Below are 16,800 nucleotides of genomic sequence, written 5' to 3'. Positions count from 1 at the left end.
GCGAGGGCGCCGCCATGCTCGCCGTATTGCTCGTCTAGCGCGAGCTCGAGCCGGGCGTACCGCTCGGCCAGGGCGACCGGCACGGCGGGCAGCTCCTTTTGCATGCGCAGCAGCGATTCGAGTATGCGGTCCCGCAGCGCGTAGCCGGCCGATTCGTAGAAGTCTAGCAGCGTATCCCTTGCCGGCTGGGTGCCGATGCGCTCGAAGACGGCTGGGAGGTGGACGGCGATATCCTCCCGGCCGAGGTAAGCGCGCAGCTCGGGGACGATGACCGACTCCTCGTAGGCCGCGAGCGCCTTAATGGCGTGCCGCCGCGCGCCGCCGTCAGCCAGCCGGTCCGCGATCGGCGGGATGCACGCGGTCACGCGCAGCTTCGCCGCGGAGTCGAGCGCGCGAACGGCGACCTGGCTCGATTGGTCCCGCAGCAGACCGAGCAGCGGCTTGTAGAAGCTGGGGACGCCGATCTGTCCGAACAGGGAGGCGACGGCCATCCGTTCGGCTTCGACCTCGCTCTCGGTCAGCCGCTTGAGCACGCCGACAGACCGATACATGCCTTCGATGCCGAAATACTTCACCAGCGCGGCAATGGCCGCCGCCCGAACGTCAGCCGATTCGTCCTCAAGCCGTTCGGTAATCTCATCCAGGTGCGCTTCGTCCATGTAGGATGCCAGCGCCAGGATGGCCTTGGCCCGGACAGGCCCGTTGTCCGCGCCGAGCAGCTCGAGCAGCCGCGCTTCCAGGCCGGCGGGCCGCAGCCGTTCGATATATTCCAGCGTCTCCGCTACGACCTGCGGATGCGGATGGGCCAGCAGCCCGGGGAGGTACGGCTTAAGATCGAACGCGTCGATGTCCTTGAGCAAGCGGAGCGCGTAAAGCGCCTGCTGCTTGTCGGGTTGCCGCAGCGCTTCCGCGAGCAGCGCGCGGCTCGCCGGGTCCATGAAGTCGAGCTCGGCCCGCTGCGGATCGTCCTGCCCGGTTTTTAAGGTCGACATGAGCGTCTGCAAGTAGGCCTTCTTGATTTTGAGGCCGGACACGATCCCGATCCCGAGCAGAACCGCGACGATGTAGCTGAACTGCGAAGGCGCCAGCCAATGGCTGAGCACGAGCAGCAGCAGCGCGGCGAGGCCCTTGGAGCCGTTGCGCACGATGCCGTCCATGAAGTTTTTGGCCTTGGAACGCCAAGCCGGGGGGACCGGGAACATAATCAGCTGGTTGGCGGAGGCGTAGAGCGTATCGCCGAGCACCTTGTCGCTGCCCTTGGCGACGACCGACATCGCGAGCACCGGCAGGAAAATGAGTCCGAGGCTGGCGGCCGCGAGCGTGACGGGGAAGACGAGCAGCGCCGTCGTAACGCCGAAGCGCGTGAGCACCCAGCCGGACAAGGTGACCTGGACGAGCAGGCCGACGATGCCGGATATGCCCTGGAAGCTGCCCATGAAGCCCGCGAGCGCTTCGTTTTGCAGCGTCTCCCTGAGCAGCACCTTGAATTGATAGTCGATCAGCGTCAGCGACAGCGTGACCGATGCCGCCAGCAGGATCATGTATTTCAGGTGGGGGACATTTTTGAACAGACCGTCATTCCTTCCCGCGGCAGTCCCGGACGCCTTGGAAGGCGGGGGTGGGGATACTGGCGCGTTCGCCGTCCTGTCGACGCCGCGGACGCGCAGCGCGTCGATCGCGATCACGAACGCCAGGCCGGCCGCGACGAGCGCGGCGAATACGTACAAGAGATTGGAGGTGCCGATGACGGGGACAATGCCGCGGATGCCGAATCCGCTCGCCACCGTGCCGAGCGTGCCGCCGCTGGCGACCAGGCCGATCATTTTTTTTGCCTTGCGCTGGTCGAGCACCGAGGTCGCGAACTGCCAGAAGCAGACGATCATCAGAAAGTTAAACACGTCATAGCCGACATAAATCGTGCGGAAAACCCAGCCCAGCTCGAGGCCGACGCCGATACGGGAGACGAGGATGAGGACGGCGACGGTCGGGAGCAGTCCGAAGAGCAGGCGCTCGATCCGGACGCGGTGGGCGTACCGCTGGAAGACGAGACTGGTCAGGATCATCGTCGCCGCCTGCGGCAAATACATGCCGGACAACGCGGCGTTGTCGAAACGGCTTAGGAACAGCGCGTCGGCGGCCGTTCTGCCCAGAATGGAGGCGGCGACCGTGCAGAAAAAATAGAGGAACAGCAGCGCAACCTTCGCGTACTCGCCGCCGTTCCCCGCTCCCTGGCCGGCGAACCGGCCGAGCATGGAACTGAATTTGTTGGCAATCAGACGGGTATTCCCCTTTGGAGGCTTGGAATGGAAGTCATTAAAGGGCTAGCGGCCTTCAGGCGGCGGACCCGCGATTTTCCTCACTTGATGGATCGAGATTTTGTCCCCGTTTTCCTCGTGGTACAGGGTGGCGCCGTGAACGCGGTCGATAAAGAGGATGCCGTCGAGGTGGTCGATCTCATGCTGGATGCAGCGGGCCAAAAAGCCGTCCGCATGGATCGTCTCCGTCTCGCCTTGCCGGCTCAGCGTCGTGATCGTGATCTCGTTGGCCCGCTTGACGATGCCCGCATAGCCGGGAAAGGACAGACACGCTTCGGCGCCGACCTGCTCGCCCTTCATTTCCAATATCTCCGGATTTACCAGCTCAATCAGCCCGTCGCCGCAGTCCATGACGATCACCCGCCTTAAAATGCCGATCTGCGGCGCCGCCAGTCCGGCTCGTCCGTCCGTCGCGTACAGCGTTTCCGCCATGTCGTCCAGCAGCTTCTCGATGCGCGGCGTGATGCCGTCGGCAGGCTTCGACTTTTTCCGCAGCAGCTCATCGCCGAACGGCAGTATCGTTCGAATCGTCATTCGCGTTCTCCGCTCCTTCCAAATATAGCTTTATTTTACCGTCCGGCCGCGGTTTTGTGAACCGTCGGACGCATGGCGAGCACGACGTATCTGAGTCGATTTATCTATTTATCGATGAAAAAAACGGAAATCGACATCTTGTTATGTTTAAAAATTCCATCTATGCTGGAGTCACTACCAGAAACGGCGGGGGGACGAGGAGGATGAAACATAGGTTGTTGTGGATGGCGATCGCCGCTTTGCTCCTGTCATTGCCCGGGATCGCTTCGGCCGCTGCCGTTCCCGCGCTTGCCACGAGCGCCGCAGCTCAAACGCCGGTCCAGGTGATCGTGACCGTCGGCGAGGAGGCGGGCGTCCGGATCCCTGCGAAGCTTTGGAAAGGACAGACGGTCGTGCCTTTTCGTGCTTTTTTTGCCGCGCTTGGCGGGCAGGTGAGTTGGGACGACAGCACGCGTACCGCGACTGCGACGTTAGACGGCTCAACCGCCACGATCACGACGGGCGCCTCCCAATTCGTCTTTAACGGCGAGAATTATTTGTTAAGCCAGCCTGCTTCGATGAGCGCCGGTACGCTGTATGTCCCGCTCAGACCGGTGAGTCTGCCGCTCGGCGCCAGCATTGCGGTAAGCAAACCCGCTTTGACCGTGCGCGTACATTATGAAAGAGCCGAAAAGGAAGAGCAATCGCCCGACGAGCGTCTGGCGCATTGGATGGAAGCCGTCTTCGAGCGCCATGAAGAGCTCATGGACGGTATGGGCGTGATGCCGCTGAGCGGCGACGTTGTAAACGGGCGGGTGGCGATACAAATCCGGAGTTACGGGGATGTGGAGAGGAAGCTCGGCGATACGGAGCTCGCCGCCGTCAGGGCTGCGATGTACCGGATCGCGGGCGAGGAATTTCCATTACAGCTGGATGTCGTCGAATGCTGCACTCGCGACCCGGACATTCGAGGCGTCGTAACGAAAGTCGACCAGGATCGCAAAACGATCGAAGTGTCGGGGGGAGTTTCGCGGCGTAGCGAGAGAATACCCCCCTTGTCGTCTCGCTTTTTGAGGACGCAAAGCTGCTCGTGGACGGAGCAGAATCAGAGCCCGTGTTCAGTCAAGGGACGGTCGGGAAAAATATAAAGGCCTGGATAGCGGGCATGTGGACATCGTCTTATACGGCAGTCAAAGTTGAGTTGGATTAGATTATCGGATATATCCTTCACCCTACAAAAGGACCGGCGATCTCGCGATCGATCCGGTCCTTCGTCGATTCCGCCTTCAGTTTTTCTTCTGCGCGGCGATCGCCTCGGCGAGCTCGTTCAGCTCCGTCCAGCGCTCGAGCAGGCCATCCAGCTTGGCCTCCTGCTCGGACAGCTCCGTCGTGAGCTGCTGCAGCCGGTAGGAGTCGCTTGCCGCGTCCTCCATCTGCCTGCCCAGATCGGCCATTCGCGCCTCGGCCTCGGCGATCCAGCCGTCGATTTGCTCGTAGTCCTTTTGGTCCTTGTAAGACATTTTCAGCGCTTTGCCGGTTGCGCGCGCGTCGGCGGCACCGCCGGAAGCCGAGTCAGCCGGAGCTGGCGCAGCCGTTTTTTTCGCCGTCGCAGTATTTTGTGCCGCAGCTTCGAGCGATTGTTGCTTTTCCGCATACGCCTGATAATCCGAATAGTTGCCCGTATGCTGCCGGATGACGCCGCCGCCTTCGAACCCGAAGATGCGATCGACCGTCCGGTCGAGGAAGTAGCGATCGTGCGAGACGACGAACACGACGCCGGGGAAGTCATCCAGATAGTCCTCGAGCACCGACAGCGTCGCGATGTCCAGATCGTTGGTCGGCTCGTCGAGCAGCAGTACGTTCGGCGCTTCGGTCAGTACGCGCAGCAGCTGCAGCCGGCGCTTTTCCCCGCCGGACAGTCTGGAGATTGGGGTCCACTGCGCCGAAGGCGGGAACAGGAAGCGTTCCAGCATTTGCGCGGCCGAGATTTGTTCGCCCTCCGCCGTCGTGATCTGCTCCGCGCCTTCGCGGATATATTCGATGACTCGCAGGCTCTCGTCCATTTCCTCGTGCTCCTGGGAAAACCAGCCGATCCGGACGGTGTCGCCGAGCTCCACCAAGCCGCCATCCGGCTGCAGTCGGCCGGCGATCAGCTTGAGCAGCGTCGACTTGCCGGTACCGTTGCGGCCGACGATGCCGACGCGGTCCTCCGGCACGGCCGTATAGCTGAAGCCGTCGATCAGCGTGCGATCGCCGTAACGCTTGGACACATCTTCAAGCTCCACGATCTTGCGGCCGAGCCGGGAGGAGGCGATCGAAATGTCGAGCTTGCCGGCCGATGCTTTGGGCGCGTTCGCCTTCAGCGCCTCGTACCGGTCGATGCGCGCCTTCTGCTTCGTGGAGCGGGCCTGCGCGCCGCGGCGGATCCAGGCCAGCTCATTGCGCAGCAGGTTTTTGCGTTTCGCCTCGGAAGCCGCCTCGCGCTCCTCGCGTTCGAGCTTCAGCTCCAGAAAGCGGCTGTAGTTCGCTTCATAGGAGAAGGCGCGACCGCGGTCCAGCTCCAGGATTCGATTGCTCACCCGATCCAGGAAGTAACGGTCGTGCGTAACCATGAGCAGGGCGCCGCGGCGCTTTTGGAGCATGCTCTCGAGCCAGGCGACCGACTCGTTGTCGATATGGTTGGTCGGCTCGTCCAGGATGAGCAGATCGGACGGCTGGAGGAGCGCGGCCGCCATCGCGACGCGCTTGCGCTGGCCGCCGGACATCGTGTCGACGGGCATCTCGAAGCTCGTGATGCCGAGCCTGGCCAGTGCGGTCTTGGCGTCGGTCTCCATTGTCCAGGCGTCGAGCTCGTCCATCCGCTGGCTGGCCGCGATCAGCTTCTCCTGCAGGCCGGCCCGCTCGGGCTCGCGCTCCAGCGCTTCGAGCGCGGCTGCGTAAGCGCGCAGCGCGGCGAGCTGCGGCGAATCGCCGCCGAGCACATGCGAGAGCGCCGTCTCTCCGGGCGCGAAAGCAGGATCCTGCGCGAGCATGCGGATGCGCGTGCGCCCCGCCGCGCTGATCCGGCCCGCGTCGGCAGGCTCAAGGCCGGCGACTGCCTTCAACAGGCTCGACTTGCCGGTGCCGTTCACGCCGATGATGCCGATTTTGTCGCCTTCCTCGATGCCGAAGGAGATGTCTTCAAAGAGGACCTTGTCCCCGTAGCTTTTCGTCAAATGTTCGACCGTAAGGATCGTAGCCATGAACGTTACCACTCGCTTTATATTTATATAGGAGATGACAGGAATTAAACGTATCATACCATATTCCCGTCAACGACCGCTTACGGGCCGTGCGCATCGACTTAAAGGGCCTTTGTCCGGCAGTCGAAAATTTTTTTTGGGATTGGACTTGCCATGCGGGGAAGTGGCGTGCTATATTATAAGAGTTCTTTACAGGTCCTTAGCTCAGCTGGCAGAGCAGTTGACTCTTAATCAACGGGTCGTGGGTTCGATCCCCACAGGGCCTACCATCCCGTAAACGACGAGAACGGCGGCGATTTCGCTCCGTTCTCTTTTTTATTTTGCCTGAGCGGCGTACGGATCGAAATAAGACGTTCGCGTATCGTTATTTAGCCGATGAGGAACTTTGCGTGCGATTTAAGAATACGGCATATCGCTATCGTGCCCGCAAAGACGGTTTGCCTCCAGATAGAGATGTCGCACATCGTTAAGTTGCCCGGAAGCTGGCTGAGCGGCGGATAAGGATGCGGCGCATCGCTAATGTACCCATGCGCGCTGCGATCCGCTGGCGGATTCGTCCCTCAAAATTTTTTTTCGAAAAAGCTTGGCATTCCTGTCCCAGCTGTGTTATATTATAAAAGTTCTTTACAGGTCCTTAGCTCAGCTGGCAGAGCAGTTGACTCTTAATCAACGGGTCGTGGGTTCGATCCCCACAGGGCCTACCACCTCTAAAGTTCAAGAGCAGCGACGATTATCGTCACTGCTCTTTTTGCGTTGTTTGCTTGGTTCGCGGCTTGACTTTTGATTATCCTAAGAATAGGATTTCCCTATGACAAACGAACGTTTAGCAAACGGGAGGCAGCTGCATATGGAGACGATGGACGACGGTACGGCGGACGATCTTCGGTTGTTCCGCATCTGGTCGCGCGCGTCGCGCGCGATCTTCAGCAATGTCGGCCGGGATATCGAGAGCCATGGACTCAGCCCGGACAACTTCATGATTCTTGAGCTGCTGTACAACAAGGGGCCGCAGCCGATCCAGAAGATCAGCGAGCGGCTGGAGATCCCGAGCGGCAGCATCACGTATGTCATCGACAAGCTGGAGAAAAAGGGCTACGTCGAGCGGAGGCAAAGCCAGGAGGACCGCAGGACTTCGAACGCGGTGCTGACGGACGAAGGCCGCGACTTGTTCGACGATATTTTCCCGAAGCACGCGGCCATGATCTCGCGCAATCTGTCCGTCGTCTCGGCGGAGGAGAAGCGCGTACTCGCCGAGCTGCTCAAGCGAATCGGGCTGCATGCCGTGGCGATGGGAGAGGAGCAGAAGGGCTGAAGGCGGTAAACGAACCGCTGTCCCGACCGCAACCCGCAACCCGCAACCCGCAACCCGCAACCCGCAACCCGCAACCCGCAACCCGCAACCCGCAACCCGCAACCCGCAGCCCGTAGCCCGTAGCCCGTAGCCCGCAGCCCGCAGCCCTCAGCACGTAGCCCGTAGCCCGCAGCCCGTAGCCCGCAGCCCGCAGTCCGCAGTCCCGATCCGCGAACCGCTCGAAAGGGCCCTAACCGCCCGACGCATCCGGCATCGGCACGAACAACAGGCAGAACGGCAGGTTGCTGCCGGCTGCCGGGCTGATCGCGATGTCGACTTCCTCTTCGGCGTCTCCCGTCCGGTACAGCACGCTTGCTTCGTTCTGGATGCCGGCGGCGCCCAGGTGGGAGAAGGTCACGGTCCGGCCGTTGACGAGCGCCGCGCCCGCATACATGCCGCCGCGGGGATTGAAGACGATCAGCGTTCGCGGCGCGACTTTGCGCAGCTTGACCCTGTACAGCAAGCCGTAGTTTCCCGAGTTGACGGCGGCCGTATTCAGAATGCCGTCCGTTCCTTCCTGGAACGGGTCCGCCGCGTTGTCCGTCAGCGAGAGCTTGACCATGCGGCCGCCGACGGGCTCCGCATAGTCGAACGTTCTCGTCGCGCCTTCGAATGTGCCTCGCACGATCCACTCCCTGGGGTCGAGCGCTGGCAGATTCGGCAGCGAGAGGAGCGGATCGCGGCCCTCCGTCGTTATCAGGACGGTATAGCGAATCTCCGCGTCGCTGCCGACTTCGCCCGTGAAGGTCACGACATCGCCGTCCGGCATGGCCGGAAGGGACTCCAAGTTATCGAACAGCAGCGCGCTTTGGCCCGGTTCGAGCAGGATGGCCGGATCAGCGTCGCCTGCTTCGAGCGCGCTCAAATACCTCGCCAGCGACATCTTTCCAGCTTGACCGGGAGCGATGGTCGGGCCCGCAGCGCCCGCGGGTCCCGGCGTGAGCGTGGCCGCCGCCGCGCCGGCGTTCGTCGCCAGAATATGAAGCTTCATTTTACGGCCGGAGCCGTTTTTATGATGCAGCAGAAAGCGAACCGGCCCCGTAGCGACGTCTCCGTATAGAATGCCCTCCTCGTAAACGGTCTCCGGACCGCTGCTCCGGAGCAGGATTGGGCCTTCCGTACGATAGGAGTAAGGGAGTGCTTCCATCGTTTTCACGCCGACGCCGTCCACCGCGATGTTCTGTCCGACCGGCGCATACAGCAAATCGAAAGTCTCCTTTGTGTACAGCGCCTTGTCTTCGATATGGATCGTGCGGCTGTAGGCGGACATCGAGCCGTAGCGGTCTTTGACCGTGAGCGTGACCGTCAAGTCGCCTGGCTCAAAATAAGCGGCCTGCTTCCCTGTCCAGCTGCGCGTCACGATCGCGCCTTCCGCGTCCGTGCTCAGGTCGAAAAATTGGACAGGCTCGCCGATCTTGTACGATGGTTTGTCCATCTCGAAGTAAGCTTGGGGCAGCGCATGGGGAGCGCCGAGCTGCAGGACAAGCGACGATCCGGACGCGGACAGCGGCAGATTCAAGCCTTGCGCGATCGAGGTCAAAGGCACCATCAAGACGTAACGGTCCGCATACGGCGCGCCGTTCATCGCGCGCGCAGCGCCATCGACTTTAAATTGCTTGCTCCCCGGCTTGTACTTCAGCGATATGCCTCTGGCGGACAGCACGGTCTCGCCCGTCGCGGGATCCGCCGACAGCGACCCCTGCAGACGCTCCGCCATGAAGCGGAGCGCGACGTAGGTCACGCCCTTTTTTGACGACGACCGGACGTGCAGCCTCATAATTCCGTCCTTCAAACGCGGCATTCGCGCTGCCGACGGTCAAGAAAAGCTTGCCTGACGCGTTACTGGTATCGAATGCCGCGCCGCTCTCCAATGCCGGGCTCTCCGTCCGGGCGGACGACGGTGCCAAGACCTCCGTCTGACCGGCGGAGAGCAGTGCGGCCAAACTCCATTTTGCCAATCTCATGCGATGTATTTCTCCTCTCTTTACTTCAGGCCGACGACGAAGGCGCCGACCAGGATGATGCCGGCCCCGATCCAGCGGCTCAGGGGCACGGCCTCTCCGAACAGCTGCCAGGCAGCCAGCATGACGATGGCGTAGGTCAGACTTTGAAGCGGGTAGGCGAGACTGAGCGGCATCCGGGACAGCACGGCGATCCAGGACAGCGTCGCGGCGCCGTAGCAGATCGCCCCCATCAGGAACAGGGGAGACATGAACAGCCCCGGCAAGCTTCGCAGGCTGATGCCACCGGCGACCCAAATCGCTTTTTTCCAGAAAAGCTGACCTGCTGCCAGCAGGACGATGTTGACCGCGAGCAATAAACCGCTCATAAGAGCCCGCCTTCGTCCGGCGATTGCCGGACGTACCGGGCTTCGAAGGGCCTGTCGATCTGCTCCAGCAGCGCCAGCGTCTGCGTCAGCGTTATGACGCGGCGCGTCAGCGCGGATACCGCGATCGTCAGATGCAGCAGCAGAAACAGGACGAACACGAGTCCCAGCAGGTACAGGAGCGACGGCGCATAAGCCACGCCGATCAGGCGAGCCATGCGGTCGACGACCGAAGGGAATAGCGACAGCGTCATCATGATGGCGCTGAGCGCCAGCCAGAGCAGCGCATACTGCTCCCTGAGCTTGCGGCCGCGAATCATATAGATGAGGACGATGAAGAAGGATGCGCTGAGCAGGAAGCTGAGCAGGTACAGATTAAGTTTCATAGCGGACGCTCCATTTCTTTTTGCGCGTCTTCGCGATCAGCACGGCGACCGTCACCTTGCACATGTAATAAACGGATTTGAACGGGGAAATGCTGGACGTGCCGGTCCGCCGCTCCCGCATGACGACGGGCACCTCGACGCAGCGCAAGCCCGCGTTGTCCATCTCGACGAGCGCTTCGACCTCGGGGTAGTCCGTCGGATAATCGGCGGCGAACAGCGCGATCGCCCTCGGTCCGCACAATCTGAAGCCGGACGTCGGGTCGGTAACCTCGCGTCCAAGCAGCCGGGTCAGCAGACCGGCGAGCAACGCGATGCCCATCCTGCGGACGCGGCTCGACTGGAAGCCCCGCCGTTCGACGAAGCGCGAGCCGACGACCATGTCCGCGCCGCTGCCGGCGAGGGCGAGGCGCATGCGGCCCATCTCCTCGGGCAAATGCTGCCCGTCGCCGTCCATCTGCGCGGCCAAGCGGTAGCCGCGCTCCGCGGCGTAGCGGTAGCCGGTCTGCACGGCGCCGCCGATGCCCAGGTTGCAGCTTAACGTAATCACGGCGGCTCCGGCGGCGGCGGCTTCCGCGGCGGTCGCGTCCGACGACCCGTCGTTTACGACGACGATGTCGGCATCCGGAATATAGCTTCGAATATCGGCGAGAACGCCGCGAATGCCCTCCGCCTCGTTAAAGGCGGGGACGATGATGAGCAGTTCGGCCTGCGTTTCAGCCTGCTTCATACGCGGCGGCCTCCTTCCCGGGGCCCGCGTCTTTGGCGCCGCGAACGCGCTTCAGCGCCCAGCCGGCCAGCGCGGCGACCAGCAGCCCGTCCAGCACGATGAGGATCGGCATCGCCGTAAAGTTGTATCTGTACTCGGGCACGAAAGCCAGGCGCGTCACCGAGATCGTGGCCAGAAAGGCGGCGGGAAGCCATGCGGAGCTGCGACGTTTGCGAAGCAGCAGCGCGCCGGAGAGCAAGCCCCCCGAGTACGATGGCGACGTGAAAAGGCTGCCTGAACGGAAAGTCCAGGTACATCGGCGAGTGCCCGGAGCCGAAAAACATGCGGCCATAAATGGCGCGCAGCTTGCCGACGGTATACCATTTGACGTAGGTCCCCGTATGTTGGGTGAACCCGATGCGAAGGCGCTCTTTGGCGACCTCCATCTGCGTCTTGCCGTGGCGGTCGACGAGTCCGTCATCGTAGTTTTTGTTCGGATAAGTGCCGGCCGCGAAAGGATTGACCTGCGTCGACGCGATGATCGGCTTGTGGAGGGTGACGACGTTGCGCAGAACCCAGGGAGACAGCGCGAGCGCCGTGCCAAGCCCGGCGCAGAGCAGAAGCTTGGCGGTACTGCGCGTGTCCTTGATGATGAGCCAGAGCAGAAAGTAGGAGCAGGGCAGAAGGACTGCGAACTCGGATCGCGCCAACATCGCGAGCCCGAGCGCGGCTCCCGCCAGCATGGAAGCGCCTGGCGTCAGCTTGTTCAGCGCGCCGAGCTGCAGCGCGAGGTAAGCGAGCAGCAGGAAGGCGGCCAGCGTCTCCGTCAGGATGGCCCCGTTGGCCCAGATGAACGGCGGGTAGACGGCCATAGCGGCCGATGTCGCGAGCGCGGCGATCGGGCCGCCGAGCCGGTTCGCGATGTACGCAGCGATCGCGATCGTCGCCAGGCTCATGACCGCCTGTGCATAACGAATAGAAGGGTACGGATCGTGCTCGGTATAGCCGGCCAGCTTGTATACTGCGGCCATGAACAGCGGATAGCCGGGCGGCACCTGCGCGTTTGGCGTCTCGCTTTTGTAGCCGTAAACGCCGTTCTCGATCAATTGGCGGATCATCTTGTCGTAATAGACGGTGTCGTGGGTAACGTGATGTGTGACGGAGGTTAAAAAAATCGAATCTTAAAAAAAGCGGCTAACGCGAAAACGAACGCAAACGCGATGGCAAGCGCCGGCTTGAATGCCGGCGTTCGGGATGGCGCTAACCTTTCCATGCCTATGTATCCCCTTCCTCTTCGTATCCTTGCTATCGAAAGCAAGTATAGTAGAGGAATCTTAACGGACGCCTGCACGAAAGCTTATCAAATCCTTAACAAAAGCTGACGATGTTATGAGCGTTATAAGCTGCGCGCGACGGGCAATGCGATCTCGAACGCGGTCCGGCTCCTGTCGCTGCGGGCCTGGACGCGTCCGCCGTGCACCTCGGCGATGCTCTTGACGATAGCGAGCCCAAGACCCGTCCCGCCGGAAGCGCGCGAGCGGTCCCCGCGGTAAAAGCGGTCGAATATAAACGGAAGATCCATCGCGGGAATCGGCTCGCCGTAGTTGATGACGCGGATCAGCGCGATATCCTCCCGGCGTTCGATCTGAATGTCCACATAAGGACTTCCGCTGCCGTGTGCGATTGCATTGGAGACCAGATTTTCGAAGGCTCTCACCAGCAGGTTGCCGTCGCCTTCGATGACGAGCGGCGCTTCCGGCGCGGCCAGACGGCAGGTCATCGAAGCCTTCTCGAGGATCGGCACGAATTCTTCCGCGAGCTGACGCAGCAGGTCCGTCAGGTCCAGCTTCGTCCAGGCGAGCGGCATGCCGCCTCCGATACGCGTATACTCGAACAGATCGTCGATGAGCTTTTTCAGCGAACGCGCTTTTTCATAGGCGATATTGACGTAATGGCGCAGCTCGACCTCGTCTTTGTATCGATCCTGCTCGATGACCTCCAGGAAGCCCAGGATGGACGTGAGCGGCGTTCGAAGGTCGTGCGACACGCCGGTGATGAGATCGTTTTTCGTCTTCTCGGCGTGCCGCTCGTCGCGAATCGAGCGATCCAGCTGCTCCGCCATCGCATTGATGCTCTCGGCGATACGGGCGAAGTCGCCGTACGAACGATCGATCTCGATGCGATATTCGAATTGGCCGCCGGCTACCGCCTGCAAACCCTCCGTGATGCGCTCCAGATAGTCGGCCAGCTTCCTGGCGAGCCTGTCGATGCTGCCTGCTGCCTGTCCGAGCTCGTCGTTCGCGGGCGTGAGCGATGCCTGTTCGAGCTCGCCGTTTTCCATGCCGCGCAGCGCGGCGTCCAGCTCCTCCAGTCGGCGGATCGTGCTGCGGCTGAACAGAAAATAATAGACGAAAAAAGAGGATCGTTCCGAGCGCGACCAGCACGGGCGTAGAGCCGATGCGGTTGATGACGAGCGCCATCGGCGGATGAAAGAAGGGGAGCTTGATCAAATATTCGGCGAGCAAATACAAGCCGTACAGCGTCGCTGCGTTCAGCGCGGCGGCGGCCAGCGCGGCGGCAAGAAATTTCCAGCGGACCGTGCGCAGCCATTTGAAGTCGAGCTTAAAGGGCATAAGTCGAGACACGCTTCCTTCTATTCGAAAATAGGACGGGGCTGCTGCGTCCGTGCCGCCCCCCCACTTAATCCGGATCGATCTTGTATCCGATGCCCCACACCGTCTTGATATAACGGGGAGCCTGCGGGTCCTTTTCGATTTTCTCCCGCAGCTTGCGGATATGGACCATGACCGTGTTTTTGGACTCCATGAACGGTTCGTTCCATACCTCCTGATAAATCTTGTCCATGCTGAGCACGATGCCGCGATTGACGGCGAGCAGCCGCAGGATGGCGAATTCGCGGGGCGTCAGCTTGACTTCCTCGCCGTCGGCCGTGACCTTGTGCGTGGCGGTATTGATGACGAGATCGTCGATCTCGATCTGTGCTTCGTCGCGGGCGTCGGACCGTCCGAACTGCTTGTACCGGCGCAGCTGCGACTTCACCCGAGCCACCAGCTCCAGCGGGTTGAACGGCTTCGTCACGTAGTCGTCCGCGCCGATGCTGAGGCCCGCGATCTTGTCGATGTCCTGGCTCTTGGCAGACAGCAGGATGATCGGGAGCTCGCGCGTCTCGCGGATGCGCATGCAGGCTTCGATGCCGTCCATGCGTGGCATCATGACGTCCATGATGATGAGATCGACCGGATGCCGCTCGAGCAGGTCCAGCGCTTCAATTCCGTCCGACGCTTTAAGCAGCGTGTAGCCTTCGTTCACAAAGTAAATTTCCATTAGCTTGATGATTTCTTTTTCGTCGTCGACCAGCAATATCGTTCCTCTGACAGCCATCTTTTCCTCCTGCGCGGCAAGCTTTTCCCTGAATCCGATATTCCCAATATAGCATACGGGCCGATGCGGCAATTCTTAAGACATGCTTAAACTTTGTCGAGGGGCAGACAGAAATGGCCGCAGACGGACGGTTGACCCGGAGCGCTTTGAGGCCTATAATTAACGCCAAGCAATCCCAGCTATTCAGGCGACGACCAAAGACAAGATCCCCTTCAAGGACCGGCCAGAGAAAGAGGTGCAAGGTGCGAGCCTCTGCGGATACCGGAAGCGGATTACCCCTTTGCAGCCGTAGCGTCGAAATCGCGTGCCGCCGCCCGGCGCCGCGTCAGTAGGCGATACCGTCTTATCCCCGTTACCGGATACCGATGAGGACTTTGCCCGTCATGGGTCGGCATGCTGCCGACGCGTGTGCGGCGCAGGTCGAATTAGGGTGGAACCACGAGCTGAACGCACTCGTCCCTTGGGGGGGATGTGCGTTTTTTTTGCGTTCAAATACATCTTAAGGAGGCTTGTGCAATGGTAAAGGTAACGTTGGCTGACGGAAAAAAACGAGAGGTGGTCGGCGGCACGACCGTCGGCGAGCTGGCCGGGATTATCGGGCCGAGCCTCCGCAAACGGGCGATCGCAGGCAAGATCGACGGCAAGCCGGTCGACCTCGGCACGCCGATCGAAGGCGATGCGCAGGTCGAGATTTTGACGCTTGACGACCCCGATGGAATCGTCGTTTACCGCCATAGCGCGGCGCATTTGATGGCTCAGGCGATTCGTCGCTTATACGGCGGCGCGGACGCGGTCAAGCTGGGAATCGGGCCCGTTATTCGGGACGGCTTCTATTATGACATCGATCTGGAACGATCGTTGACGGAGAGCGACCTGGCCGACATCGAACGCGAGATGGCGCGGATCGCCGCGGAGGACCTGCCGATCGTCCGCCACGAGGTGAGCCGGGAAGAGGCTGCGGCGCGGTTTGCCGCGGACCCGCTGAAGCTGGAGCTGATCCGGGATCTGCCGGCGGAAGCCGTCATTACGGTCTACGAGCAAGGTGAATTCGCCGACCTGTGCCGGGGACCGCATCTGCCGTCGACGGGGCGCATCAGGGCGTTCAAGCTGATGAGCGTGGCCGGCGCTTATTGGCGGGGCGACGCGAAAAACAAAATGCTGCAGCGCATTTACGGCACTGCTTTTCCCAAGGAAGCCGATCTGAACGAGCATCTGCGCATGCTGGAGGAAGCCAAGAAGCGGGATCACCGCAAGCTCGGCAAGGAGCTCGAGCTGTTCATGTTCTCCGAGGAAGCGCCGGGCATGCCGTTCTACCTGCCGAAGGGGATGACGATCCGGACCGAGCTCGAGAACTTCTCGCGCGAGATCCAGGGCAAGCGGGACTACGACGAAGTTCGCACGCCGTTCATGATGAACAACCGCATCTGGGAGCAATCGGGACATTGGGATCATTACAAAGACAATATGTACTTCACGCAGGTGGACGACACGAAATTCGCGCTGAAGCCGATGAACTGCCCGGGTCATATGCTGATCTACAAAAACGAGCTGCGCTCCTACCGCGAGCTGCCGATCCGGCTGTCCGAGTTCGGCCAGGTGCACCGGCACGAGTTTTCCGGCGCCTTGAACGGGATGATGCGGGTGCGCACGTTTTGCCAGGACGACGCCCATATTTTCTTGCGCCAGGACCAGATCGAGGCGGAGATCAAGCGGACGATCGCGCTGATCGACGAGATCTACCGCGTGTTCGGCTTCGACTACAGGATCGAGCTGTCGACGCGCCCGGACGACTATCTCGGGACGGCGGAGACGTGGGACGAGGCCGAACGGGGATTGCAGAACGCGCTGGACAGCCTGAGGCTGCCGTACCAGGTGAACGAGGGCGACGGCGCCTTCTATGGCCCGAAGATCGACTTCCACATCCTCGACGCGCTGAAGCGGAGCTGGCAATGCGGCACGATTCAGCTCGACTACCAGATGCCGGACAAGTTCGATCTGTCGTACGTCGGCGAGGATGGCCTGAAGCATCGGCCGGTCGTCATTCACAGGGCGATCTACGGCTCGATCGACCGGTTCATCGGGATGCTGACCGAGCACTACGGCGGCGCGTTCCCGCTCTGGCTGGCGCCCGTGCAGGCGAAGCTGCTGCCGGTCTCGGACCCGTTCGCCGACGATGCGTTGCGGATCAAGCGCGAGCTGGCCGAGGCCGGCATCCGCGTCGAGGCCGATCTGCGTGGCGAGAAGCTCGGCTACAAGATCCGCGAGGCGCAGCTCGCGAAGGTGCCGTACATGCTCGTCGTCGGCGAAAAAGAGCGCGAACGCGGCACGGTGTCGGTTAGGCAACGGGGCAGCGGGGATGCGGAGGAGATGACGGTCGAAGCGCTGGCGGCAAGGCTTGCGAGAGAGATCAGGGCCAAAAATTTAATCGATTAGTATTGGAGTCCCGCCGCGCGCAACGGCGGGGCTTTTTCTCTTATATACGGAATGAAATTTTTTCGTTGTAATCCATTTATTCCTATCCTATAGTTCTAGAGAGATAGATAGAATTGCTTACTTTTT

At 61.4% G+C, this 16,800-nt stretch carries 12 protein-coding genes, 2 tRNA genes and 1 pseudogene; 5 read left to right on the top strand and 10 right to left on the bottom strand.

The annotated features are described in order from the left end of the window. Nucleotides 1-494: 494 nt before the first annotated feature. Nucleotides 495-2,063 (bottom strand): annotated as a pseudogene (locus tag OMP40_RS41120) (Npt1/Npt2 family nucleotide transporter); the annotation flags it as partial. 258 nt (nt 2,064-2,321) lie between these two features. Beyond that, the gene (gene def / locus OMP40_RS02940) at nt 2,322-2,849 is read right to left on the bottom strand and encodes a peptide deformylase (protein WP_277528977.1); all 528 of its coding nucleotides are present in this window, start codon (nt 2,847-2,849) and stop codon (nt 2,322-2,324) included. A gap of 203 nt (nt 2,850-3,052) precedes the next feature. Between def and OMP40_RS02935 the strand changes: the two genes are divergently transcribed. Continuing rightward, complete coding sequence (locus OMP40_RS02935; RefSeq protein WP_277528974.1) at nt 3,053-3,976, top strand: copper amine oxidase N-terminal domain-containing protein; 924 nt, start codon at nt 3,053-3,055, stop codon at nt 3,974-3,976. Nucleotides 3,977-4,114: 138 nt separating this feature from the next. Here OMP40_RS02935 and OMP40_RS02930 read toward each other — a convergent pair whose 3' ends face one another. After that, complete coding sequence (locus OMP40_RS02930; RefSeq protein ID WP_277528973.1) at nt 4,115-6,070, bottom strand: ABC-F family ATP-binding cassette domain-containing protein; 1,956 nt, start codon at nt 6,068-6,070, stop codon at nt 4,115-4,117. A 193-nt stretch (nt 6,071-6,263) separates the two neighbouring features. On the opposite strand from OMP40_RS02930, the gene OMP40_RS02925 reads away from it, so the two are divergent. From OMP40_RS02925 to OMP40_RS02915, 3 genes are all read left to right on the top strand, one after another. Then, nucleotides 6,264-6,339: transfer RNA gene (locus OMP40_RS02925), tRNA-Lys, on the top strand. A gap of 359 nt (nt 6,340-6,698) precedes the next feature. After that, a tRNA-Lys gene (locus tag OMP40_RS02920) sits at nt 6,699-6,774 on the top strand. Nucleotides 6,775-6,917: 143 nt separating this feature from the next. Continuing rightward, complete coding sequence (locus OMP40_RS02915) at nt 6,918-7,382, top strand: MarR family winged helix-turn-helix transcriptional regulator (RefSeq protein WP_277528971.1); 465 nt, start codon at nt 6,918-6,920, stop codon at nt 7,380-7,382. Between the two features lie 229 nt (nt 7,383-7,611). On the opposite strand, the gene OMP40_RS02910 is transcribed toward OMP40_RS02915, so the two are convergent. The 7 genes from OMP40_RS02910 to OMP40_RS02880 all read right to left on the bottom strand — a co-directional run bounded on the left by OMP40_RS02910 (nt 7,612) and on the right by OMP40_RS02880 (nt 14,241). Next, complete coding sequence (locus tag OMP40_RS02910; protein ID WP_277528968.1) at nt 7,612-9,198, bottom strand: stalk domain-containing protein; 1,587 nt, start codon at nt 9,196-9,198, stop codon at nt 7,612-7,614. 207 nt (nt 9,199-9,405) lie between these two features. Beyond that, nucleotides 9,406-9,750 (bottom strand): EamA family transporter, encoded by a 345-nt coding sequence (locus OMP40_RS02905; protein WP_277528964.1) that lies wholly within the window; start codon nt 9,748-9,750, stop codon nt 9,406-9,408. Then, the gene (locus OMP40_RS02900) at nt 9,747-10,133 is read right to left on the bottom strand and encodes a DUF2304 domain-containing protein (RefSeq protein WP_277528961.1); all 387 of its coding nucleotides are present in this window, start codon (nt 10,131-10,133) and stop codon (nt 9,747-9,749) included. Before OMP40_RS02900 ends, OMP40_RS02905 begins: the two co-directional genes overlap by 4 nt. Next, nucleotides 10,123-10,860 carry a glycosyltransferase family 2 protein gene (locus tag OMP40_RS02895; protein ID WP_277528958.1) on the bottom strand — a complete coding sequence of 246 codons (738 nt, stop codon included), beginning with the start codon at nt 10,858-10,860 and terminating at the stop codon, nt 10,123-10,125. Before OMP40_RS02895 ends, OMP40_RS02900 begins: the two co-directional genes overlap by 11 nt. Continuing rightward, the gene (locus tag OMP40_RS02890) at nt 10,857-11,945 is read right to left on the bottom strand and encodes a glycosyltransferase family 39 protein (protein WP_277528955.1); all 1,089 of its coding nucleotides are present in this window, start codon (nt 11,943-11,945) and stop codon (nt 10,857-10,859) included. The genes OMP40_RS02895 and OMP40_RS02890 overlap by 4 nt, the downstream gene beginning before the upstream one ends. A gap of 290 nt (nt 11,946-12,235) precedes the next feature. Beyond that, nucleotides 12,236-13,180, bottom strand: a complete 945-nt coding sequence (locus OMP40_RS02885) for a sensor histidine kinase (RefSeq protein ID WP_277528953.1) — start codon at nt 13,178-13,180, stop codon at nt 12,236-12,238. 359 nt (nt 13,181-13,539) lie between these two features. Further along, nucleotides 13,540-14,241 (bottom strand): response regulator transcription factor, encoded by a 702-nt coding sequence (locus tag OMP40_RS02880; protein WP_277528952.1) that lies wholly within the window; start codon nt 14,239-14,241, stop codon nt 13,540-13,542. A gap of 516 nt (nt 14,242-14,757) precedes the next feature. Between OMP40_RS02880 and thrS the strand changes: the two genes are divergently transcribed. After that, entirely contained in the window at nt 14,758-16,674 is a 1,917-nt protein-coding gene (gene thrS / locus OMP40_RS02875; protein ID WP_277528949.1) for a threonine--tRNA ligase, read from the top strand. Nucleotides 16,675-16,800 lie beyond the last annotated feature (126 nt).

This window comes from Cohnella rhizosphaerae (assembly GCF_029525575.1).
GTDB classification, from domain to species: domain Bacteria; phylum Bacillota; class Bacilli; order Paenibacillales; family Paenibacillaceae; genus Cohnella; species Cohnella rhizosphaerae.
This window is presented reverse-complemented; position numbering and strand designations above follow the sequence as displayed.